The 24,290-nt window shown below is 51.1% G+C and carries 19 protein-coding genes and 1 pseudogene; 11 read left to right on the forward strand and 9 right to left on the reverse strand.

The features are described 5' to 3' along the window. Positions 1-183 precede the first annotated feature (183 nt). Positions 184-486: an ArsR/SmtB family transcription factor gene (locus HZU72_RS10120; RefSeq protein WP_180091688.1), complete on the reverse strand. Its 303-nt coding sequence runs from the start codon at positions 484-486 to the stop codon at positions 184-186. 481 nt (positions 487-967) lie between these two features. Between HZU72_RS10120 and HZU72_RS10125 the strand changes: the two genes are divergently transcribed. Together HZU72_RS10125 and HZU72_RS10130 are read left to right on the forward strand one after the other, a co-directional pair. Beyond that, positions 968-2,323 (forward strand): site-specific integrase, encoded by a 1,356-nt coding sequence (locus HZU72_RS10125; RefSeq protein WP_180091689.1) that lies wholly within the window; start codon positions 968-970, stop codon positions 2,321-2,323. A gap of 72 nt (positions 2,324-2,395) precedes the next feature. Then, positions 2,396-2,605: a type II toxin-antitoxin system VapB family antitoxin gene (locus tag HZU72_RS10130; protein ID WP_180091690.1), complete on the forward strand. Its 210-nt coding sequence runs from the start codon at positions 2,396-2,398 to the stop codon at positions 2,603-2,605. A 163-nt stretch (positions 2,606-2,768) separates the two neighbouring features. On the opposite strand, the pseudogene HZU72_RS10135 reads toward HZU72_RS10130, so the two are convergent. The 3 genes and pseudogenes from HZU72_RS10135 to HZU72_RS10150 form a co-directional block, all read right to left on the reverse strand. Continuing rightward, a pseudogene (locus HZU72_RS10135) lies at positions 2,769-3,500 on the reverse strand (toll/interleukin-1 receptor domain-containing protein). Between the two features lie 528 nt (positions 3,501-4,028). Continuing rightward, positions 4,029-4,889 carry a TIR domain-containing protein gene (locus HZU72_RS10145; RefSeq protein ID WP_180091693.1) on the reverse strand — a complete coding sequence of 287 codons (861 nt, stop codon included), beginning with the start codon at positions 4,887-4,889 and terminating at the stop codon, positions 4,029-4,031. A 573-nt stretch (positions 4,890-5,462) separates the two neighbouring features. Further along, positions 5,463-6,911 (reverse strand): toll/interleukin-1 receptor domain-containing protein, encoded by a 1,449-nt coding sequence (locus HZU72_RS10150; RefSeq protein ID WP_180091694.1) that lies wholly within the window; start codon positions 6,909-6,911, stop codon positions 5,463-5,465. Positions 6,912-7,368: 457 nt separating this feature from the next. Between HZU72_RS10150 and HZU72_RS10155 the strand changes: the two genes are divergently transcribed. From HZU72_RS10155 to HZU72_RS10170, 4 genes are all read left to right on the forward strand, one after another. Next, complete coding sequence (locus HZU72_RS10155; RefSeq protein WP_180091695.1) at positions 7,369-9,273, forward strand: DUF4231 domain-containing protein; 1,905 nt, start codon at positions 7,369-7,371, stop codon at positions 9,271-9,273. 22 nt (positions 9,274-9,295) lie between these two features. Then, a complete protein-coding gene (locus HZU72_RS10160; RefSeq protein WP_180091696.1) occupies positions 9,296-10,054 on the forward strand; it encodes a patatin-like phospholipase family protein in 759 nt (252 codons plus the stop codon). Positions 10,055-10,078: 24 nt separating this feature from the next. Beyond that, entirely contained in the window at positions 10,079-10,408 is a 330-nt protein-coding gene (locus HZU72_RS10165; RefSeq protein ID WP_180091697.1) for a patatin-like phospholipase domain-containing protein, read from the forward strand. A 110-nt stretch (positions 10,409-10,518) separates the two neighbouring features. Continuing rightward, positions 10,519-13,530: a toll/interleukin-1 receptor domain-containing protein gene (locus HZU72_RS10170; protein ID WP_180091698.1), complete on the forward strand. Its 3,012-nt coding sequence runs from the start codon at positions 10,519-10,521 to the stop codon at positions 13,528-13,530. Between the two features lie 12 nt (positions 13,531-13,542). On the opposite strand, the gene HZU72_RS10175 is transcribed toward HZU72_RS10170, so the two are convergent. After that, positions 13,543-15,585, reverse strand: coding sequence for an NAD-binding protein (locus HZU72_RS10175; protein WP_180091699.1), 2,043 nt, complete (start codon positions 15,583-15,585; stop codon positions 13,543-13,545). A gap of 625 nt (positions 15,586-16,210) precedes the next feature. Here HZU72_RS10175 and HZU72_RS24195 point away from each other — a divergent pair. Next, positions 16,211-16,345, forward strand: a complete 135-nt coding sequence (locus HZU72_RS24195) for an excalibur calcium-binding domain-containing protein (protein ID WP_371829541.1) — start codon at positions 16,211-16,213, stop codon at positions 16,343-16,345. 9 nt (positions 16,346-16,354) lie between these two features. On the opposite strand, the gene HZU72_RS10185 is transcribed toward HZU72_RS24195, so the two are convergent. Further along, the gene (locus HZU72_RS10185) at positions 16,355-17,011 is read right to left on the reverse strand and encodes an SOS response-associated peptidase (protein WP_180091700.1); all 657 of its coding nucleotides are present in this window, start codon (positions 17,009-17,011) and stop codon (positions 16,355-16,357) included. Positions 17,012-17,140: 129 nt separating this feature from the next. On the opposite strand from HZU72_RS10185, the gene HZU72_RS10190 reads away from it, so the two are divergent. From HZU72_RS10190 to HZU72_RS10205, 4 genes are all read left to right on the forward strand, one after another. After that, positions 17,141-17,374: a DUF1654 domain-containing protein gene (locus HZU72_RS10190; RefSeq protein ID WP_180091701.1), complete on the forward strand. Its 234-nt coding sequence runs from the start codon at positions 17,141-17,143 to the stop codon at positions 17,372-17,374. Next, a complete protein-coding gene (locus HZU72_RS10195) occupies positions 17,371-17,820 on the forward strand; it encodes a LexA family protein (RefSeq protein WP_180091702.1) in 450 nt (149 codons plus the stop codon). Before HZU72_RS10190 ends, HZU72_RS10195 begins: the two co-directional genes overlap by 4 nt. Next, positions 17,817-19,091 (forward strand): Y-family DNA polymerase, encoded by a 1,275-nt coding sequence (locus HZU72_RS10200; RefSeq protein WP_180091703.1) that lies wholly within the window; start codon positions 17,817-17,819, stop codon positions 19,089-19,091. The genes HZU72_RS10195 and HZU72_RS10200 overlap by 4 nt, the downstream gene beginning before the upstream one ends. Positions 19,092-19,431: 340 nt before the next feature. Beyond that, entirely contained in the window at positions 19,432-19,863 is a 432-nt protein-coding gene (locus HZU72_RS10205) for an antitoxin Xre/MbcA/ParS toxin-binding domain-containing protein (protein ID WP_180091704.1), read from the forward strand. 381 nt (positions 19,864-20,244) lie between these two features. Here HZU72_RS10205 and HZU72_RS10210 read toward each other — a convergent pair whose 3' ends face one another. The 3 genes from HZU72_RS10210 to HZU72_RS10220 form a co-directional block, all read right to left on the reverse strand. Further along, positions 20,245-20,412, reverse strand: coding sequence for a hypothetical protein (locus tag HZU72_RS10210; protein ID WP_180091705.1), 168 nt, complete (start codon positions 20,410-20,412; stop codon positions 20,245-20,247). A gap of 192 nt (positions 20,413-20,604) precedes the next feature. After that, complete coding sequence (locus tag HZU72_RS10215; protein ID WP_180091706.1) at positions 20,605-22,425, reverse strand: UvrD-helicase domain-containing protein; 1,821 nt, start codon at positions 22,423-22,425, stop codon at positions 20,605-20,607. Then, on the reverse strand, positions 22,412-24,253 hold the full coding sequence (locus HZU72_RS10220; RefSeq protein WP_180091707.1) for an ATP-dependent nuclease: 1,842 nt from the start codon (positions 24,251-24,253) through the stop codon (positions 22,412-22,414). The genes HZU72_RS10215 and HZU72_RS10220 overlap by 14 nt, the downstream gene beginning before the upstream one ends. Positions 24,254-24,290 lie beyond the last annotated feature (37 nt).

Genomic DNA, 24,290 nt, shown 5'->3' on the forward strand with positions numbered 1-24,290 from the left:
GCCAAATGAGTTAAGTATTTGCGCTTTCATTGTAGATCCTCGCTTCGATAAAAAGGGATATCGAGATTTCTCGATTTAAACTGTTAAAAAATTTACACGTTTCCTTTGTGATATCAGCCCATAGCAAATCCTCGCTTTTAAAAAAAGAGATATCGGAATTTATCGATATAACCATATAAATGATTACAGCTCTTTCCTTATGATCTCGGCAAGAGCAATGATGGTTTCTTCATTGCGCTTGTAGTAAGTCCACTGCCCGATGCGCCTGACTTCGATCAGGCCCGCTCGTTGCAGAGTTGCAAGATAACCAGACACCGTTGACTGCGATAGTCCGACACCTTCTTGAATGCTACTGACGCAAACACCCACCTCATGAACGTCTCCTTCATCCTGGGGAGGAAAGTTCTTCACGGGATCCTTCAAACCCTTCAGGATTTCAAGGCGCGTACGGTTTGAGAGGGCTTTAAATATTTCGATTAATTCCATGACCTTAACTATATCGATGTTTTTAGATATGTCAATACATGAATCAGGCATTTTTTATTGGTAGCCCAACACACAAGCAATCCTCAAATTTTCAAGCCTCACGAAGAGTATCTAAAAGGATTACTGCCCCCTGTGGCGTGGCGAGAAACGCTAAAGGCGAATGCAGAGCAGGTACTCGAGCATTACCAACGTACATCGGTTGCGCGTGAGCATACAAACAAAAACGGCCACTGTAGCAATTAGCTAAGTGACCATTTTATATGTTCTTGGTCGGAGCGACAGGATTCGAACCTGCGACCTTTGCAACCCCATTCCATTTACATCATATTTTAGCAGGAACTAACAGAAACAATAAGCAACATTAACTTCTTGAAAAACATTAAATTAATCGTGAATCATGGCTTTCCCGTTGTTTACTGCTGTACCTCATTATATTCTGTTTCTGCTACCTATTTGCTACCTAGAAGATAAGAGACCAAGCATGGCAAACACAGGAAAAATGAAGCTAACCGGCAAAGCGCTTGAGCAGTTAACCAAGGAGCCGCCGAGCGAAAACGTCTTCGATACTGAATTAGCTGGCTACCATGTGAGGCCGGGCAAACGCGGTTTAACTTTCCGCTTGTTCTATCGCACTAAGACCGGCAAGCAACGCATTCTTACGATTGGCCGTTATGGCACATTGACAGCAACCCAGGCGCGCAAAAATGCTACTGAAGCGCTAGCTACAGTGGCACAAGGAGGAGACCCCCGTGCCGAGATTGAAGCAGTAAAAGCAGAAAACCTGCGTCAGCAGCAACTCACCTTGCGAGCTTATCTAGTAGGACCTTATTCTGCATACCAGAATCGACGAAAAGACGGAGCCGGTACACTTCGCCGTATAGAAAAAGATTTTGCTGATTGGCTGGACAAACCGATGTGCGATATTACTCGTGCTGATGTAGAACGCTGGCAAGCTGAGCAAGAAAAAGCTACAAAGCCACGCGCGTTTAGCACATTAAAGCGCTCCTATGATGCTCTTCGTGGCTTGCTAGCACATGCGGCAGAACGCGAGGTAATCCCGTCAAACCCACTGGTGCGCATTAGCTTGCAGCGTCCTGCCCTAACTGATGAAGAAATTGCCGAGCAGGCTTCACAGCGGCGATATCTGGAACCTAGCGAAATAACCGCGTTATTTGCAGGGCTAGAAGCATACCAAAATGAGAAACGTAAAAAACGAACGAATAGTCGTGCACATGGAAAAGCTTATTTACCTAATCTCGATAATGTCATTTACGTAGATCATGTCGTACCTTGGGTACTTACTATGTATTACACAGGCTTACGACCAGGAGATATCACTGGATTGTACTGGGTGCAGATTAATTTAAAGTCCAAGATTATTCGAAAAACAATCGAAAAAACCGCTCACCATCATCCAGAACCAATGAATTTCCCTCTTTCCAACGCTGCCGCTAGCGTGCTGGGCACCTGGCATTTACAGCAAGGGAGCCCGAAAAGTGGATTAGTTTTTCCTAACCCACAAACTGGCAAACGCTTTGATCCAACTGCGATGCAGAAGCCATGGGCAAAGATACGCTCTTTTGCCGAGCTTCCAGATGATTTAGTTCTGTATACACTTCGCCACAACTTCGCGTCCCAGTTGGTCATGGCTGGCGCTGACTTGCTGACCGTTTCGAAGTTAATGGCACACAGCGATATCCAGACAACTATCAAGTATTACGCCCATTTGCGGCCAGATCATACACGAGACATTGTTGAACTTTTCGCACAGCAAATGAACATGCAGGATAATCTACTTATAGCAAACCGACATAACGAAGCAAATAAGATTGCTTAATGGTTTCCTTTAAACCAATACCCCTATCCTTCCAAGCATGGTCATTTTGATTTACTGCTCAAGGAGCTGAACATGAAAATAAGTATCGACATTAACGATGACCTATACGAACTAGCTTTAAAAGCAGCTGAGCCTGGGCTGGATAATACATCAGACATTTTTCATGAAGCTTTGAAAGCCTATGTGCGTATCCAAAATGCTAATCGCCTAGCAAAATTAGGCGGCAAAGCTACAGCAATCCCAGATATATCAAGGCGTCGTGTCGAACCCCCAAGGGAGTAAAAAAATCATGTGCCTACCTGGTGCCATTAAGGGCAGCCGCTCTTCAAAGTCAGCTATCGGCCTATGAGCGGACCATCAGCGCATTCTCATATAACGGTCAGTTAAGGTGCGACTGATCTGCGCCGCAACCCTGACGTCACCTGAAACTTCTCGTTAACTATAACTAAGGATTGGCAACATCTGGTCGATTGTGACAAAGAGCATCCAGTAAATTCGGCACGAGATCACGTTGTACAGAGCGTTCAATCAGTTCAATAATGCACATATCGATATTGATCCCGGACAGGTCGTTTTCCATATTCGAATATAACGTATCGTACCAAATCACACCTACTTCAACCCGATTTAGCTTGCTCTTGATTCGTCTACGCAAATCGGCTTTTGTCAACGAATCAAGGGCAGCTAAGCAAGGGCTCTGGGTGGAAACAAGAGTTGTAGGCTTCGTCTGTAGTTTTAACAAGGGGACAGGATCTTCTTGGCGAAATGCCTTTATAAGCGAGCTCACTCCTTGTTTGTAATCATCACGAAAATCAGCGTATAGAGTATCTCTGAGTAATATAGGAATATCAACATCATCAATAAGCACCGGCAAGATGGCAGTGCCGATTTTTCCCGAAAGCTGATTAGACAACACTGCATTTAGTTCGGCCTGAACCCACTTTGATTTAATCGAAGAACTCGAAATAACCGCCACTAATTAATCACTACTCCTCAAACCATGGGAAACTTTTTCAATAACAGAATCCCCTGGAGCAAGCTCTTGCTTGTCCACCCAAACATTTAAATTAGCATCAAGCAAGTCTTTAACAAGTCGCTCGACAAATGGCTTGTCCTGATGACTGTGACTGATAAAAACTCGAGGATATTGCTGTATTGTATTCATAAGACCCAACATTTATATTTAACAAGTATTGGATGGCGCATCTTAATATCATGTCAAAGGGTTCGGATTGATAAAATATTATATTGCACCCACTTCCCATTGACTTACTGGAAAACCTTATATTAAGTATATAAAGATAGTGTATCCTGAAAATACGGTTGAACATGTACGTCTTAAGTCCTGGGATATCAGCTTTGGGTCAACAGGTGCCGTACACCAACTATTACCATAGACTAACATTCCTCATTCGGCCAAGAGCAGATTTTAAGGTAGTTCTGATGTAATGCACAGCTCACGCGTAGGTTTGGAACCGCGAAGCAGCAAAAATCATTCGCCGCGCGGCCAATTGTTACGAATTCATCGACTGCCCCACAACACCTGCCCTCACGAGACTCACGAGATTTAGTTACTCGCTCCGACTATATTGAAAGCTTGCGCGCCGAAAGGTTATAACCGTTTAGCATTTATATAACAACTAACGTAAACTGTGCGTTTTGAGTGAACAGCGCTAACGAAAACTCTTCCGAGTTGAAGGCATGGTTAGGTATTAACTATTTGAATACTTTTCTCTACCGCCAAAAGTAACTTTGTATAGCCTTCTTTCTCAAAATAGTTTACTGCGTGCCATTTCGAAAGCCTCTGTGGAAGCTGACATTGTTCTAACATCACTGGAATAATATAAATGGTTCCTTCCGGACGCTCTTCTGCCGCATCTAAAGCAATTTTGATTTCTTTTTGAACAAAGCCGATTTTACTCGCCGAATTAATTGACAAACAAACAAGCACGATATCACTTGCGCGCACAGCCTCCCTAATAGCCTGCTCCCATTCCACTCCGCCTATCAAATTTTCTTCATCAAACCACGGGATCATACCATCATCTTTAAGATTATTATAAAGCTTTCGAATTAATAGCTTATCCTCCTTCCCGTGGCATAAAAATATTCTTTTCTCATTTAATTCAGTTTTTTTCATTGCCATTAATTCGGATGGGCTATGAAAGGTTGAAAAGCTTGGCTGGCTTGCCCCTATAATTGAGCGCTCTACTAATCTGCGGCCAACCTCAGTTTGTAAATGGTCAATTGGCCTTTCCTCATTAAGTGCCGGATGAGGCATAAAAAACCACAATCGAGTAACATCATCAGAACAAGTAAAGCTAGCTTTAGCCAAAACAATTACTCTAATAATACTTGCAATTTTATTTGATTCTTCGACATTAAGTTTATTATCTTTCATCTCCCTGCGTCGAATGACTGAGCTTGACAATCCGGTGATACGAGTAAATTCAGCGTAACTTATGCCCAAAAAATCAATAATAGATTTGATAAAGTGGGCTGGAAGCCCTGCCTGTATATCTGCAAGACTAGGTTCTAAAAGACTGATTTTATTATTTTCTTGCATCGTAATAAATTCCATCACAATTATTTTATTTTAGTAGGTTTAAATGGAAGCCAAACGATTTATTAATGCACATGCACATTTTGCTGAGAAGCCCCACCTAGCCAAAAACCTCTAAATTCTTGATATAAAAGGGTCAAACACTAATTTTTGATCGTAAGGCTAGTTATAAAATTCTCACCAACCTCTGAAAATTGAGCATAACATAGATATAATTAACATTAGCTTTTGTTCTAAAAGCTTTATAATAGGCTATTCCAGTAATGAAAGCATTCATATTTTAAACGCTACCAGAAAAAGTGCGATCCAAAGGCTTGATGAATTTGTGCTTCCTGCGGATGGCTGTTCAGAGTTGAAACCTGTGGATGCTGCAGTATTAATATAGGCCAAGGTTCTTAAATCGGCCAAAAGCGGTCTTTAAGAAATATCTGATATAAAGCTTACAGGCTAAGCTTGTATATGAGACTGACTTCGCAGGCATGAGTGGTACTGACTTTTAAACATTGCGAACAAATCGGCAAGCGGGGGAATGCTCCCAAGATTCGTCGATGTTAACGGTTGGAAACAGATACGTCGTTACTCCTCCTCTTTGGGTTCCTGTTTGTCTTTCGTCAGAATTCGCCGGCGTAGCTCCTCAAATGCCACCATCCGCTTAGTGTTATCCAACGCTCGAAGCCAGTCCCGCTCTCCTGTGGCTTCCTTCGCAATCTCAAACACGTACCACCCCATCCATTCAGCTGTATCTGGGTCGTTTGCCCTCCAATCGTTCCATTCAGCGGTCCCTGACACCCCTTCCACCTCACGAAGCAGCAAGGCAAGAACTGGGTTGTCTACGCCTGGGGTGTCCGCGTCTGCTGTGGCCTGGACGTGATCCATAGCAACAAACACCTTCTTCTCGTCTCTGGAGCGCAAGTATCCACGAACATGGCTTCGGAGTGCCTCGTTAATGCGCTCTCTTCCGCGCAGCTCCTCCTTATGAGCTTTGGTCAAGTAGTGGGCCAAGTCACTTGGAGAATTGGGTTTACCGTCAAACGCGCCGGCATGAATCCAGCGAGTCCACATTTGCTGGATCACAATGGCTTCCGGAAAGTGCTTATACGCTACCCAACCAAGCAAATCGCCTTGCTGATCCGTATCGGCGCGCACCGGCCATGTGACCAGACGGATCACCGAGCGGAGGTGAGCTTCAGATAATTGCGCGGCATTATGCTGTATAAATTTGTAAAGCGCGTGGTTATTAGGTGGGTTACAGGCTGACAGCAGCTTGATCGCCGCTGGAATGAGCGCAGGCTCAAGACGCTTGCTCCCGACGGCGGTCACCAGTGTTAACCCGCCATCTCCAGTTGATGAGATCCACAACGAAAGCGCCCTCGTTCCAGCTCCTGCCAGACAGAATCCGTAAGCTGCATGGTTAGCGATTGTTTCATTAGATTTCAGATCGAACAGTGCGTCTAACGCTTCGTCGAGCGAATGAAAGGGCGCGTTGTACACCGTATCCATGTTCTCTAGATGCAAACCTTCGAAATCAAGACAGCCGTTGATAAGTGGTGCAATGTCTGGCTCTTCTCTCGCTAATTCGCGCAACCCTGCAGTAAGCAAGGCTGGGCTAGCAGGCGGCAGCTCATGATTGAATTCCCGGTAAAGGTCGCGCATCAGGCAGTGGACGACGTCAGCGAACGCCTGAGGCGACGTTGCATCGACCCCCAAGTAGTCCTCAAAACGTTCATGATTTCCCAAAGGCTCAATGAAGAATGGGATGACTGTCTTGTCGTGCTCACGAGCGAAATCGAGTTCCCGCGCTACCCAAGAGGTCGGCTTTGCAGATGCCTGAGAGGCGATGACCAGCAGCATGTCTGCAACCTCAATTTTAGATCGAATAGTTGGGGAGAGCTCTGCGCCATTTTTGAGCTCGCACTCATCGATCCAGACATTGAAACCATATGCGGTCAGACAACGGTTAAGTCGGCGAGCCACACGTTTGTCACAATGCGAATAGCTGAGGAATACTTTTAGGACTGGTTGCATAGTGACGGCCTCACGTTGAAGGAAGGGTCTAATAAACATAGCCCCATAACCACAATTCAGATGAACTTAAACGGGTAGCCAACAACATGGGATTTATCCACAAGCGCGCTTGAATGAAGCGAGAACCTGTCAACCACGTTGTCTAAATTAAAAGCGTAGTTATGCAAACTATCGACTTACTTTATCGCGACCCATTCTTGTAACTGTTGGTAGCCATTAAGCAATGATTGCCCGTAGTTTCGTACTCACCGTACTGTCGTCCAACACGAATTAAAAAGGCATATTGCGCCGGAGTGTAAAAAATCAGCTTATCGCTAAGTTTTGACTATTGTTAGATATAGCACTTGACGGGATAAAGCCACCACCGGCATAGGGCGCCCAGGCACTCCGTTGGCCTCAGCAAGGCTTGTCCCATGCCAGCCAAGCTGATCTTTCATCATTTTTGGAAATCTGAGACATGGAGGCCATGGTGGAGCTACCCAAAAGCCCTTACATTGCCCCGCGCCTTACTTTGCGGGTAGGCGTTACCGGGCATCGCCCACACAAGCTCGAAAGCGTTGATACAGAAAGACTTTATGATCGTGCCTCAGAAGTTCTCCATTACCTCGCCTCAGTCACCCAGACATTGCAAAGGAGAAATGATGCGCTGGGAGATGCTGCCCCTTTTTCCTCGAACCAACCTCATCTGAGACTCGCGACTGCGATAGCCGAGGGTGCGGATCAGATCGTAACCGATGCAGCCGTGGAGGCTGGCTATCATCTAAACCTGATACTCCCCTTTCCCCGCGCCAGCTATGCGCAGGACTTTGAAGGAGTCGCTCTGGAGAAGTTTCAGGGTATATTCGACGATGACGCCGTACAGAGCTGCACTGAGCTTGATCTCGGTGAAACGCCTCATGGTCGCAACGATGGCTATCTTGCAGCGGGGCACCTGATGCTTGCGCATTCGGACATCCTGATCGCTATCTGGGACGAGAAGTGTGCCGATGGCTTGGGTGGTTCAGCCGAGATTGTCAACGAAGCACGCCTGCGTGGGGTCATTACGGTGCTGATCACCCTGGACGGTACCATCAAACTCTGGACAGTTCCTGACATTGCCGTCGATCCCCTGGAAGAAGGTGATTGGCAGCCGATCAATCTGGACAACGATGATGCACACTCCACCCTCGCTAAACAGGTTGAGAAACACCTCGCTCTACCAGAGCCTGTTCATACAGCCCACGATGATCCTCCTCTCACTGCTGGCTTGCGGCATTTCCAGAAAGAGACCTTTTATCCCCGTAACTGGGCTTGTGGCTATAACCTGTTGCGTTGGGCTTTCCTACCGGGCCGCCGGTTTTCCCTGCGTGTCGACAACGGCCTGGCCCGCGAGTATCAGGAATCCTGGACTGAAACGGGCCAGGCAGCCGAGAAGATAGGCGGTACACCATTTCGCAATCACCTCGATACGCATTTGCGAGCGCGTTGGCTAGGCGCAGACAATCTTGCTATCCACTATTCACATCGATTTCGCAGTGCCTATATCGCCAATTTCACACTTGCAGCGCTGGCAGTCTTTGTGGGTTTGCTCGCCGTCTTTTTCTGGGAAAGCAAAACGGCAAAGGCGGTCTTTGTTCTGATCGAGCTTGCCATTATTGCCATTATTCTAATGACCACCTGGCTCGGTCATAAAAGGCAGTGGCGTGACCGCTGGCTCGACTATCGCAGCCTTGCCGAAGCGCTCCGCCCGGCCCGGCTGCCGCTGCTGTTGGGTAGTTCGCCCATTCGTCCGTTCAACAATCTCGGGGGCAATCCTAACCAGACCTGGATCGCCTGGTACGTCAGGGCATCGCTGCGAGAGATTACGCCGCCCACGGCGGTAATCGACACCAAAGCGTTACAAGTGGCGATCGACGTAACACTGGGCGAGGAGATCGACAGCCAGCTCAGCTATCACCGCGAGAACGCCAGGCAATTACACATGTTGGATCATCGGCTTGAAACGGCAGCAGAGGTGGCGCTGTGGGCGACTATCGCCAGCGGCTCTCTCTACCTGTTGGCCTTCGTGCTTTACCTCCAGGGCTGGCAACTGGCCGCTGACTTCTACAAACCCCTGGCCACCCTGCTTGGCGCCACACTGCCGGTTGTAGGGGCGGCGATCTTCGGTATCCGCGCCACCGGGGATTTTCGTTCTGCTGCACAGCAGTCACGACGCATGGTGTCGGAATTGGAACAGCTGGAGAAATCCCTCAATGCGAGGCGAGATTCACCGGATCGACCGACCATTCGACGTCTGCTGGGACAGGTAAGCCTGACATTGTCGGATGATCTACGAATCTGGCGGTTGATTTATAGCGAACGAGAGCTAACCCCGGGGTTCTGAGGTATCTCAAGGAGGTATGCGGATGAATAGCGCCCTACTGCAACGTCTTACATCCTCAACGCCCAAGCGCATACTGACTTTAGACGGCGGTGGCGTGCGCGGCATCCTGCTGCTGGGATTTCTCGAAACACTTGAGATGCAACTCCGCAAACGTCATGGACGCCCGGATATGCGTCTCAGCGACTACTTTGATTTGATTGGCGGGACCAGCGTGGGATCCATCTTGGCAGCAGCTCTGGCCATGGGCATGGAGATGAAAACCCTTACCGGGCGCGGCATGGACGTCACCACACGGATATTCGCCCGTCGAAACTGGCGAGCCTGGCACTCCAGATTCGATTCCAAGCCACTCCAGGCGGTGTTGAACGAAGTATTTGACGACTACACGCTTGGTGATGAACGACTGGCTACCGGCCTGTGCATCGTCACCAAGCGCGCTGACACTCGCAGCACCTGGCCGCTGTTCAATCACCCTCACGGTCGCTTTTATGAGATGAACCGACACATTGCGTTACGTGACGCTGTCTATGCCAGTGCCGCAGCCCCTTACTTTTTCGTACCCACAAAGTTTGATGTCGGCCAAGGCGAAGTCGGTACCTTCGTGGATGGCGGCGTGAGCATGGCAAATAACCCAGCTTGGCAAATGTTTCTTCTAGCAACACTGAAAGGGTTCCCGTTCCACTGGCCGAGGGGTGAAGACCAATTGTTGATGGTTTCGATAGACACTGGCAGTTGGCAACAGCGCGATCCTGTCGACAAGGTAGCTGGCGCCAAAGCATGAAACTGGCCCATAGAGGTACCGAAGATGCTGATGGAAGACGCCAACGCTCAGGTTCAGTTGCTCATGCAATATCTGTCCCGATCACTGACCCCATGGACACTCGACTCAGAGGTCGGCGATTTGAGCGGAGACCTGTTAACTCCTGAGCCAGCACTCAGTTATCTGCGTTATAACGCGCCTTTGGAACGCGAGCCGCTTGCCGAGCTGGGATTCGACCTATCCAGTTCACGGGTACAGGCCTTACGAAATATGACGGCCCATAACAATAGTGCTCAGCTACTGGCGATCGGGCTTGCCGCGGCGCAGGAAAGTGTCAGTATTGAACACTTCCCTTCTTGCTTTGACATCTCGTAACGCCCATGACCATTCCAATCAACATCATCTGGCTCACTTGCTTCTTTCTGGATTCTTCACTTCCCAGGGCACCGGGCACCTGCGCTGAAACAGACTAGGAGAAAAGGCCCATGACCGAACCTTCAGACCAATACCGCTACTGGGCCTTCATTTCCTATTCGTCGAAAGACGCTCGCATTGGCGAAAAGCTGCACCGGCAGCTTGAAGCCTACCGCGTCCCACGTGATCTGGTGGGTCGTCCCGGGCGTGATGAGCCGGTGCCACGCCGACTCTTCCCTATTTTCCGCGACCGCGAAGAGCTGCCGCTATCTTCAGATCTCGGCGCGACGATCCAGGACGCGCTGCGCGCCTCCCGTTATCTCATCGTGTTGAGCTCGCCCCATGCGGCCAAATCAAGATGGGTTAACGAGGAGGTGCGCTACTTCAAGTCCCTCGGGCGTGAAGACCGCATTATCGCCATTATGTTGGACGGCGAGCCGAATGCCTCGGACGACCCGGCAACGGCAGAGCAGGAATGCTTTCCGCCAGCCCTGCGTTACTGCGTGGATGCCGAAGGCAACATGACCGGATCCCGCACTGAGCCGATTGCGGGTGATATTCGCCCGGGGGGCGATGGCTGGACCAGCGCGTTTCTCAAGGCGGTGGCGGGCATCACTGGGCTCGGCTTTGACGCCTTCGCCCGCCGTGAGCGCAAGCGCCAGCGCCGCCGGCGTGCAGTCGCCGCCGTGGCAGCCATGCTGATGCTCTCGGCCGGCGGTTGGGCATGGGATTACAACCGGCTCAAGATCAGCTACTACGCCAACCTCGGCTCACAATGGAGTGTGCCAGTGGGCGTTGGCCAACTGGACACGGTCACCCGCGCCGGCCGTGAGACCCATTTTCGCATCGAATCGCGTCAATATAGGGTACGACAGGTGCTGCGCGTCAACAGCGCCGGCCAACTGTGTGAAGACGACGATAACCACGACGCAGCCATTCAACAGGTGTTCTACCGCGAAGATGGCAGCGTCCAGCAGATCGAACTGCGCGACCGCAACGAGCGGCTGGTGATGCGACAGAACTTCAGTGGTCTGCGTGATACGGCAACCGGCCAGTTCCAGTTCGTGGATTTCAGGCAAGAGCATCGGGATGCGCCGCTGGCACAGGCAGCCGCCGCGGGCGGGCTTGAAATTGGCTTAGAGGGCGGGGATCAGCGCTCGGATGTTACCGGGCACGAGATTCACTACGATGAGCAGGGCCGAGTTATCCGCCGGATATACCTCAATCTCAACAGAGCGCGCCGTGCCAACGCCGAAGGGGTCTTTGGTCAGCGTTTCGTTTATCAAGGCGAAAGCTTCGTGCCAACCCGTGTTCTTAATCTGGGCTTTAACGGCGAGCCGCAGGCCAGCCGACGCGGCATCGTAGCGGTGGACATTACGCACAGTGAGCTCGGTGACCGGGTTGAGCGACGCTATTTGGGAGTGAACGATGAACCGGCGCTTCATACTGATGGCTATCATCGCGTCGCGCGGGCCGTCGATTCACACGGCAACCCTACAGAGGAGGTCTACTTCGGGGTCGACAGTAAGCCGGTACTGCATCGCAGCGGTTATCACCGTTTAGCGCTGAAATTTAATGCGCGCGGCAACTCTACCGAGCTTGCCTTATTCGGGGTCAATGGTGAGCCGGTGCTGCACCAAAACAGTTATCATCGCTCCACACAGGACTTCGATGAGCACGGCAACATAACGGATAAGGCCTACTTTGGGGACGACAATGAGCCAGTGCTGCATCGGGGCGGATATCACCGATTCACCCAGGCCTTCGATGCAAGCGGCAACCTCATCGGGCAGGCGCACTTTGGTGTCACCGATGAGCCGGTACTGCTCCGGGACGGGTATCACCGCTTCATCCACGCCGTCGATCCACAAGGCAACGTCACTGATGGGGCTTTATTCGGGATCGACGGGGAGCCGGTGCTGAACCGGGATGGCTATCACCGCTTCATGCGTGCCTTCGATGCGCGCGGCAACATTACCGAGCAAGCCCACTTCGGGGTCGACGGGGAGCCGATACTGAGCCGCTTCGGTAATCACCGCTTCACGCGTGCCTTCGATGAACGCGGCAACATTACTGAGTGGGCCTACTTCGGGGCCAACGGTGAGCCGGTGCTAACTGACAACGGTTACCACCTTTTAGCGAAGGACTATGATCCGCGCGGCAACCCCACAGAGGAGGTCTACTTCGGGGTCGCCGGTGAGCCTGTGCTCAACCGATACGGTTATCACCGCCTCGCGCAGGACCTCGATGAGCGAGGCAACCTTATCGGGCAGCGTTACTTTGGTGTCAATGGTGAGCCCATTCTGCACCGGGACAGGGGTCACCGCGTCACGCAGGACGTCGATGCACGTGGCAACGTCACCGCACTGGCCCATTTTGGAGTCAACGGTGAGCCGGTGCTGAACCGATACGGTTATCACCGCGTCACGCTGGACGTCGATGCACGTGGCAACGTCACCGCAGAGGCAGCTTTTGGAGTCAACGGTGAGCCGGTGCTGAACCGATACGGTTTTCACCGCCTCGCGCACACCTTCGATGCGCGCGGCAACACTACTGAGTGGGCTGTATTTGGGGTCGACGGGGAGCAGGTGCTGAACCGGGACGGCTATCACCGCTTCACGCGTGCCTTCGATGCGCGCGGCAACTTAACAGAGGAGGCCTACTTCGGGGCCAACGGTGAGCCGGTGCTGCATCGGGACCGAGTTCACCGCCTCACGCAGGCCGTCGATGAGCGCGGCAACCTTATCGAGCAGCGTTACTTCGGGATCCACGGTGATCCGGTGCTGCACCGCAACGGTTATCACCGTTTAGCGCAGGCCTTCGATGCGCGCGGTAACATTACCGAGCAAGCCTTTTTCGGGGCCAACGGTGAGCCAGTGCTGCATCGGGACGGATATCACCGTTTAGCGCAGGCCTTCGATGCGCGCGGCTACGTCATCGCGGAGGCTACTTTCGGTGTAGACGGTCAGCCGGTGGCGGTATTAGGTGGCTTTGTCAGGTTCGAGTTACAGAACGACAATTTCGGTGAACTTATCCATGCAATCGGCTACCGGCCGGACGGCAGCGCCGAACCGATCGAATGACAGGCTTTCCGCTCAGCACTCTTTTTGGTCAGGTTCGCCATCCGCCCTTGTCAGCGCGATGACGGGGTGTTGACTACAGAAGTCAATGATGCGATCGATCTGGTCACTATCCTTTGCCGGCTCGTCGCTCTTGAGGCTGTCCCAATCCACTATCGACAATCGTCGCTTGCGGGCATTGTCACGCTCACCGAAGGTCCAACCATTGAGTAGGCGCTCGGCCAGCCAGCGGCTGTGTTCCATGCGTGCCACATGCTCTCGTTGTTCGGAGCTGATTTTGGCAATATCAGCCGGCGTGCTCATGTGATCGCGATAAACCAGCTTCATATCCAGCGCGGCCAATTTGATATTCAGGTGCGCCGCCGCCGAAAGGTTGGATTGCCGCTCCCAGGCCGGCAAAGTCGAAAAGGTCGGCGCTTCGATGTGGTGCGTTGGCTCCCCGGCAGCGATGGCCTGTCGTTTCTCGTACTCACGGTGAAAATCGGCGGCCAGTGCTTCTGCCAGTGGGCGTTGCAGGTCCCTGGTCAGCTCTTTGTAAGTACAGACAACATCAGACGCACCGAAACTGATCAAATCCGGACTGTCGACCAATCGCGTTAGCATGGGGCGACGGGGTACATAGGAAAAAATCGGCACCGGTGACAGGCCGTCTCGGTAGCGCAGCAAATCGCCATCGCTCCCGTCTTTCTCTTTGAGCCGTTGATCCAGCTCCGTTCGCAGCTTATGCGCCAGCGAGCAATTCAGCTCGTCAGATTCCCTACAGATGAACACCACGGGAAGCAGGTCGGGTGTCCCAGCCAGATTCACGATTCGTTCCACGAACTCATCGGAATCCGGTGCGGCGTCCATCTCCGTCCAGCCCCCGTTGACCACAAACGCCACACCGCAGTCACCCGGCTGTGGGTTTCCCCGGTCCGCCACCGAAACGCCGAAGGACCAGTCATCCCTTGCGGCCTCCGGCATCCAGGCATCGGCTGGTCCATCTGAGGGCATCATTCGTGGGTATATTTGCCGAAATCGCCGCACTGATTCGTGCTCGTGAGACCCGTGGACGATGGTCATACGCGAGCGTTTGCCATTCTCGAAATGCGCCAGCTCTGCCAAACGAAGAGCCAGTCTCTGGCCCACCTCACCAAACCCGACGATCACGAAGTGGGCTATTTGAGACGTTGTGCGCGGCCGCCATGGCAAGACAAGATTGCCAACAACATCCCGTACCGAGCGATCGATAACATTGAACGCTTTGATATGCGAACGACCATCGGCCGAAGACAAACTCCTGCGATTCTCCACCACTCCTCCAAGATCGGCATGACGGAGGTGGACATAGAGATCCGGTGTGGAATCATTTTCCCACCCCAGCCCGTCGACAATATTGTCGTCAAGCTTGCATGCCCCTTCGATGTTCACTTCATCCTTGCCAGTCAGGAAAAACACATCACGGGCCTTGTGTGCGTTAATACCTTTGAGGGTTTGAATGTTGATGGCATCGGCATGTACCACGGTGACGCCGAGATCACGCACGGCATTGAGGTAAGGGTTCTCACGATCGGGCTCGACCACCACCACTTTGGGGATGCCCGATAATTTTCCAGTGCCACCCTCAGTTTCACTACGCAAATCGCAAACCAGGTGATAGCCAATCTGTCCGAGACCACATATCACTACGTGTTGCTTATTAAGTTGTAGCATCACTCGCTGAATGGAATCGGCAAAAAGTCTTCGGATAGCCTCATAGGTCAGCATAAATACTGTCGCCAGAGCCGAAAGCCGAGACATCTGGATCAGGATATTTTCATTGGGAGCCGGAGTATCCCCCATGAAAAGCAACTGGATTGACTTGAACAACGCATTTGTAAAAAGGCCGACATATCCGAGTTCGCCAGGCTGCATTTCGAGTTCGTAAAGAAAAAAACCTGTAACTCGAAGCAAAATTGCAAACAGTGCCGTTACCAGAAGCGTCCACGCAGGGAACTTCCTGGAATAGCGATAGACTACTAGTGCTAGAAACACACCCCATAGGATGAGAACAGTCTGATGACTCAGCGCATTGGCCATGCGGTAATCTCCAAGGCACGGAAAGATATAGTATAAGCCCCTTGTTTATTTACCCAGGCTGAGATGCTGTTGAAGCGCAAGTTTTATTTCACATCCGCTCAATGGAATGGTTGATTGGCCCTACCACTTCCTCTCCTCAAACAGCGCGAAGTGGCTTTGCATTCAAGCTGAAGCGCCGCAGGGTCATCAAGCTTGGAATCGATATAGAGAAGTAATTGTGAAGTGCAAAAATGCCCCGAAAGGATCTGATATCCGAATATGACAAGATAGCGGCCAGCAGTTTTCGGTCGATTCAGCCGTGCTGAGAGACTGCTTTGGGTCGAAAATTGCATGCCAATTAAACTTAGCACATGACGAGTGTGATTTGACCACCCCTTGGTAGATGAGTATCCACGAACTTTTTCTGTACTCGGTCTCCCTATTCTGCATAAAGATATGCTAGCTAGCCAAGAAGCCCCGACGGGTCTAGTAGAGATTCGGACCACCCATATTCGGCTACAGCTAGCCACAAAGACGAGAAAGCTCACTCAAGTGCTAATAAGCAAAGTGGCTAAGACCTATTTGCACCGCGAGTTACAGATAGCTTTCATGATGTAAGCATTGCCCTTAATGCATCCAATGACTCATAACCCGTTCAACTCGTAAGACTTGCGGTGCCATGGCGTCATGCGAAGAGGCAATGTTCCACTTGAATCAATGCGGGAACGGTCGCTTAGATGGTGATAGTGATGGTGTGCCGTGCGAGTCGATCTGCCGATGATTAGATACATCACGCCGGATTAATCAGCTCTTCGCTCTGCCCTTCGCTAGGCTTGTTAACTTTGGTGCTCACAGGCCAATGCTCTAGCAGACTGGCATCGATATGTCGCACCATCTGCTTGATCGTCTCCCGATCAGTAATGTCAGGCGCTAACCAATGCTCAAGGCTATCGTCATCCAATATCAGTGGCATTCGATCATGCACCTCAGCAGCACTACCGCGACCGGGCTCAGTGACAATGGCACAGCCTAGGCTTCCATCATCACGCTCAGCGAATATGCCTGCGAAAAACATCGGCTCACGATCTTTGCGGCAAAGGTAATGCGGTTGCTTGGGTTTTGAGTCTTTAATCCATTCATACCAGCCGTCAGCCGGTATCAGGCATCTATGCTTTGAAAATGCCGATTTGAAATAGGCGTTGGTGGCCACAGTTTCAACTCTCGCGTTGATCGGCTGATTACCTGTGCTTTGTGCCCACCTCGGTCTGTATCCCCACCACATCTCGCCAATAAACGGTGCCTCGTTTTCTGAAGACTGGTGCACGGTAGCTATCCACGTGCCGGGCGCGACGTTGTAGCGAGGCTTTACGATTTGCTCTGGCACAGTAGCGCCAACCATTTTGGCCAGCCGATCAAGGGGGGTGAATAACGCGAATCGTCCACACATCCTTGAATGATAGACGATAAATTACGGCTCGCAGCCACCCTGACACATGAGTGCTTGCAGTCAACGCTGGTCATCGCTTATCGTCTGCCTAAAATACTGTATATATTACCAGCATTTTAGGAGGCACTTATGTCAGAGAAAAAGTATCAGCAGTTGATCCAGCGCGTGCAGCGGGCAATCAATAGCCCGGGTGCACAGTCGAAGCACTACGTTGAGATAAAACGCCAGCCTGAAGATGAAGCGGATGATTGGGCGCGCATGCTTTCCGACCTGGGCACTGTCGAGAACGTCACGCTCATCACCATGGATGACCATTCCGAGCATGTGCAGATTACATGGAACCCTGAGGAGTCGATGGCATGAGCATCCACCTCACCGTTCTCGGGCGTGTCGATACCACCGCCCCACCACTGAAACTCCCCCTAGCTGCTGGCGAAGTGCGCACCGGGTTTCCTTCGCCGGCCGATGACTATCTGGAAGCCGAGCTGGATCTAGTTGCTCACCTCATTCAACCCCCCAGTGCGACGTATTACCTGCGCTCCAAAGGCTCATCAATGACCGGCGTCGGTATTTATGATGGCGACCTATTAATAGTCGATCGCTCTCTTGAGCCTAAGACCGGTCACATCGTTATCATGAGCGTTGACGGTGAGCTCACCTGTAAAAAGTTAGGCACGATAGGCAACCGACCCTACTTGATCGCCTCGAACCCAGAGTTCCGACCGATCCCTCTTGAGGGTAAAGAGTGCCAGGTGTGGGGCGTCGTCACACACAACATCCACTCGCTGGCACCTGGTTTCTCAATATGATCGCCCTGGTCGACTGCAATAATTTCTACGTCAGCTGCGAGCGCGTGTTCAACCCGAAGCTGGAAGGCAAGCCCGTTGGGGTGATGTCGAATAATGATGGCTGCGTTGTCGCCAGGTCCGCTGAAATAAAGCAGCTTGGCGTAGCGATGGGCATGCCCGCGCATCAGATCGACCCTCACGTACGCCGTCAGTGCATTTTACTGAGCTCCAACTACGCGCTGTACGGCGACATGTCTCGAAGGGTCACTGACGTTCTCAGCCAGCACACGCCACACGTCGACATTTACTCGATTGATGAATCGTTTCTGAGTTTTGAAGGTTTCGATCCTGAAACGCTGACAGAAAGATGCCAGACCATGCGGCACCAGGTGCGGCGCGATACCGGAATACCGGTCAGCGTAGGACTCAGCACATCTAAAACGTTGGCCAAAATTGCAAACCACAGAGCCAAAAAAGAGCCTGGCTTTGATGGTGTCGCCATCATGCATGCGGACAGCGACGACACGCGCGCTTTCCTTGAGCAGCTACCGGTAACGGAAATATGGGGTGTCGCTGGCCGTAGTGCGGTGAGACTGCAAACTCTCGGTATAGAAACAGCCTGGCAACTACGCAACGCCGCGCCTAAGCACTTGAGGAAACACTTTTCGGTTGTGATGGAGCGCATCGTTTATGAGCTCCGGGGGCAGGACTGCATAGCACTAGACGACATGACGCAGCCCAAAAAGCAGATCATGGTCAGCCGCAGCTTTGGGCGCCTCACTAACAATAAAGCCGACCTTCACGAAGCGATCCGTGTGCACACTTCACGCGCCGGCGAGAAGCTACGTAAGCAGCAGGGCCTTGCCCAGGCCATCATGGTGTTCGTTCGCACCAATAGATTCCGCCCGGATCTACCCAGCTACAGCAAATCGTTAGTGATACCACTGCCCCACCCGACGGATGACAGCCGTGAACTGGTCCGTACCGCGATGGCGGGGCTGGAGAGCATATTCAAACCGGGCATCATGTATCAAAAATGCGGCGTTATGCTCATGGATCTGTGCGACTACGGCAATGAACAACTTGGGTTGCTGGCTGAGCCAGTGAGCGATGAGAAGCGGGAAAGGAATGAGAAATTAATGGCGACGCTGGATAAGCTTAACCGGGAGCACGGAAAAAATACTGTCAGGCTGGGAATACCGAGGAAGGCCAATGCATGGGAGCTGCGCTGCGAGCATCGAACCCCAAGGTACACAACGAAGTGGGAAGAACTAGCTGTTGTTAAAACGTAGAGCGCCATCCCTGGCGGGCCTAACTCCCTTCTTTTAGTTTGACTAACCACTAACTCAGAGCCGGGTCCATCAACTCAATATTCGTAGAAGTAATACAGCACGCTGGCACGAAAAGTTCGAGGCGGCCCGTGCTCGCAAGCGCTATGCTTTTGGATTGATAAGCCCAACAAGACAGAGGGGAAAGTGTTGTCAATATCGATAGCAGTCGCCCTGCTCTCAGCTCATCCATCTCATACCAGGCAATAGCCAACACAAACGTCATATTTGTATGCACCTATCTCAGCCCTTTACCGGCTGGATCTGCTATCGTTTCTGGTATCTACTCGACAAGGAACTACTCATGGCATCGGCGACTGACGTCGGCTTCGGACGTGACCTTGAGACACAAGCGGCTATGCTTTTCGGTGCGAGTGATAACGTTAGCTTAGATGTCCTCATCCGACAGGGTATCCCTCTGTCTGCTATCGACAGAGTCGCCGCCTATGGCGTGAACGCTGTAGAACTCGACATCATCAGTAAAGCTGCACTCAAGCGTAGATTGCAACAGAGTAAATATCTGACCCCGGGCGAAGGAGACAAGCTTTATCGAGCTGTCCTGGCAACACTATTAGCGGCATCAATATTCGGCAACAAGCAAAAATCAGATAGTTGGCTTCTAAGGCCGAGAAAATCGCTCGGTGGGCAAAATGGTCTGCAGGCTACGGCTACCACGCCGGGTTACAACGCCGTTGTTACGCTTCTTGAGCGACTTCGTCATGGATTCGCTGCTTGAATTCAGGTTTTAACAAGTCGCCACCTGCCGGGCCCCACTTTCGCCCGCATTATGAGTGGCTCCAAATACCGTCATCCATTCGGTTGGCTCTTCGTAGTCCTTGGCCTTAGAACCCGAATGGAAGTACTTCGCTTCATGCACCACTTGTAGTAGACAGTACTTGTCAGCACAGGGACTTAAGCTTTCATAACGAGTTGCCCGAGCCCTACGAAATGAGCAGATTATACCTTTTGGCAGCATAGCTACCGAACAAACACTGTCACTCGCACGTGGCTATCGGAACGAGTCCAATTTCATCGCCATGATCTACCTGATTGACACCCCAGTGGGCCGTCTGCTTGATCAGGCCAAATCCATATGAAGTGATCAAGCGCCAATTCTTTACTTTCCTTTCTTGAATTTTGCTTTGCAGTTACCGCTCATACACATGGTACAATAGTGTTCCCTGTCCTCGTGTTTGGCACCCTCAGCGAGGACAATGCCACAGCCGTTGCAGAGCAGAGTTCCAACGCCTTCTTCAAATTTCACCACTGCATGTTCGTAGTCCATAAAGCTCTCCTCAAAGACCCCATCTGCAAGAACGGGTAGTAATAACTTGTAGGCAAAAGCCGGACCTTATCTAATACTCCTTTCGACGGTGCTATCGGACTTCAGTTCAAATGCTGCTGACTCCCGACATTAACGGATTCATACAAAACCACGATGCGTACGTTGGGCCAGATCACCGATTTGACCAACGAGTCACTCATCACTATCTAGCAAAAGAACACATGGATCGGTTTTTGGAGTCAGTATGGTAGTTTGCCGTTTGCCACGAGTAACACTAACTCGAAAATTCTGTCTTGTTTGAGTATCCATTTTGTCTTTTGAGTTGAAGCGTACAATTCTGTCAGCGTTGAAGGGAGGCTGCCCTTTACGTTTGATCGGCCACCCCTCAAAGATGATCACTTCATCGAACTGCTTTCCTTTAGCCTTGTGCATGTTCATCACAATGACACCTGACTCTGGCTTAGAATTTGTGGAAAAGTGCTCCTGCACAAATGCCTGCTGGGTAATTGTAAGAGCGTTTTGGTAACCTCCATTATCCCGCCAATCCTGTGATAATGCCTGCCGAAGCTGCATCCCACGTTCCAAAATCCGTACATTTCGAACCTCACTTGCGATCTCTTTAAGGCGACTACATCCGCCATCTTCGAGAGTATGCCGAACCGCCCGCCAATCTTTATCAGGATCGCCAGTCAGCTTAAGTGCGCAGGCCTGCTCATAGACGGCTTTTATGTTGACGAGAATGCTATTTTTGCGGGCTCCCTTTCCAGAGGCTTGAAGAGCTAGCGCTTCTTCATATGCTTTACGTATATTAGCTGCTTCGTGAAGTGCTTTCTTCGTTGGCTCATTTCCTCCTTTTCCTTGATAGTAGTTGCACAGAAGACCAATGAACTGAGCAAAATGGCGAGCATCGCTCCCTGACTGCATTAGCAGAGCGATAACTTCGGCCCCAAGTATGGCGGCCTCCATCTCTATAACGGCCGAATGTGTTACCGCTGCCATGCCTGCTGGTGGCTGACGCAGCGCATCCGAAACCAAGCGAGTCATTTTCTTAGTGGGCACCAGAATGGCTATTGACCAGTTTTTGATCTTTGCCTCAGCAAGCCGCTTCCGAGCCGCATAGACTGTCGTCACCAGCATGGTCATCGCAGGGTCGGCAAAGGGTCTAAAACACTCAAACGCAATTCCCTTATAAGTGCTCTGACGAAACTCTCCTGTCAGCAGATCATTGCCAAACAGCGCGATTTCCGTTCCTGCGCTACGGTGATTATCGGTACTCAGATCAAAGTCTGAGACCGTGAACTCCCCTCTGAGATGATCAAGACGCGCAGGGTCAGCGCCAATCCAGTCGTAGATTCGCTGTTCTGGATCAGCGAGAACGATCAAACGACAGAACTCTCCCAATGCTTGAACGACCCGCCACTGTGAATCATTAGTATCCTGAAATTCGTCAAGGATAATGACTGGATACATGGCTGCGACAAGGCTTTGAATACGTGAGCTACCACGAAGAAGATCGCCAACATATGGAGCATACAGATCAAAGCACACAAGTCCTTCTTCGTTCGCCAGCCGTAGTCGCTCTGCATTTTCAGCAGCCTTCTTTGCCACTTTTTGTTCGTCTGTCAGACTCCTGGCTGGAAAGCCTGAACGGACAGAAGACAGCGCAATGGCTTCTCCAGGAGGTGTGAGAATACTCAATCGCCGCGGTAAGCCGATTAGGTAGCCGTGAGTCTTGAGAATGCGCCAGAAGAAGGAGTGGTAGGTCTGCACATCGATGCGTTTCTTCTGCTCAGAAGGAATTTTCTGTTCATGCTCAATGGCCTCCACCACTCGGGAAACTGTAGCGCGGGCGAAGCTGAGAAACAGAATTTTCTGGCCAGGCTGAAGAGTCTGTTCGACAACCTGTGCCGCCTTTAGGATGGATATCGTAGTCTTACCCGACCCCGGACCACCGGTTACAAGAAGATGTCCATCCGCCTGCATGACATCCTGTTGGCCTTTAGTTAGCTCCATCAGCTTCTGCTCCCTGAACTGCGGCTGCTTCCTCCACTTCCGCAGGGGTGCATGCGGCCTTCAGTTGTAGCGCTGCCTCTCTCAACCACTCGGGAATTTCTACCTCGCTGCATTGCGCGATGAAATCAGCGATACCCCAGTTTCCCTTCGACCATGTAAAGTAGTCGCTCAAAGCTGCGGCGGCTTGCGCTTCCAGATCAGGATACTTTTGAGAGAGATGCTGTGGCCAGTCGATTAGCTGTGTGAATCGTTTAAGGGCTTCTTCGGTTGTGCCCTTCAACACCATATCTTCAACGCCTTTTTCCCTATGCATTAGCAACAGGTCAACCTGGGCTTCTATCAGTTTCTTATTCCCGTCGTCCTGCCGATCACAAATCGCAAATGTGTGCTTCCCAAGCTCACGGTAAAGCTGGGCCATGCCAGGTATGTTGGTTTCACTTCCAGCATCAACAACGCAAACCCCAAGAGCCTCAAGTGATGAGTATATGTCTGGATTCAGCTCCTCAAGGCGACGACAAGCGACAGGAAACGATGAGGCCTCCGTTGCCCCTTCTGCAACAAGAACGCGGCGGGCAAGCAATCCCTCACAGAATCGAGTTCGGAACTCTTGCCTGTACCGTTTCAACTTGACGTTGCCCGGTAAAGTGATGGAGCGCTGCATTAGTACGCCTTCAGTATCGCGCGCGAGCACGATCGTCTCGTCGAGTGAAAATTCTTCGAGTACATATGGCGAATGGGATGTGAATAGGGTTTGTGATGCTAGCTTTCGCACCTCGTGCACGATGCGTTTCTGTGCGTATGGTGGGATGGCTGTTTCCGGTTCTTCCATGGCGAATATGACGTTCTGCCTATCCTCGGCTATCTGGGATAGCATCGCCAAGACAAGCATATTAATTGTGCCTGTACCTTGTCGATAGAAAGGTGCCGCATGTGTTCCATCGCCCGTTGCAATAAACGCGGTAATAACCTTGCGCAAATGTTCACGCGTCAAATTGGAGACCTTAAGATGAGGCTCTATCCCCCATTCTCTGGGCACATACTTCTTCAGGGCTGCATTGATACTCTCCAAAACGGGTGAGATCCCAAGATTGGGGTTGCTGGCAACGTTGGTTTCGGACAGCGTGGCAAGCGTATCCTCCCACATCTGCGGCCTAACCTCCTTGAGGCGCAGAATAATGTCTAACAAGCTTCCTCGTTCCAAGCTCAGTGCCCTTGAACCTGTGCGAATGGAACGGAGATACAGGAAACCGCATACCTGCTTGTGTTTTCTGGAGAAGGGCTCAGGCTTTTCACTTTCCGTAAGGCTGCGCGTGAAGTATGTCTTCCCTTCGAAGTCATCTTCCTCAGAGTCATACCAGCCATGGAAAGTGACACGTATAGCCTCGGTGACACTGTCGACATCTACGCCTTCTGGATTCGGTTCGTCATAGAGCGTATTCGTTCTGGTGTCCCAAAACTCCGCATAATCACCGAACACGGCTTTCTGCTCATCCGTGAGATCAACAACAGTTACCTCAATCTTGATCTTTGGCTCGTTGCTCTCTGCAGCCGACTCCTCGTCTGCTTCAGCAGCCTCTACTTCTTCTCCAAGGGCTCCTTCAGCCGGTTCTAAGACAGTCACTGGAATATACACACCCTTGAAGAAATCATGCTCATCAACGGGAGGCTTACGGTTGAGCCGATCCGGCCCTAAAGCCAGATCAAGGGCTTCTAAAATAGTTGTTTTTCCAGTGTTATTGTCACCGATAAGCACACCATGACTGGGTAGAAACACCTCAGCGCTCTTAACCCCCCTAAAATTTTCAATCCTAATACGAGATACGCGCATGATGCTCACCCCATTCCTATGCTTTTTGTATCGCCCT

Source organism: Vreelandella sedimenti (assembly GCF_013416325.1).
GTDB lineage: Bacteria > Pseudomonadota > Gammaproteobacteria > Pseudomonadales > Halomonadaceae > Vreelandella > Vreelandella sedimenti.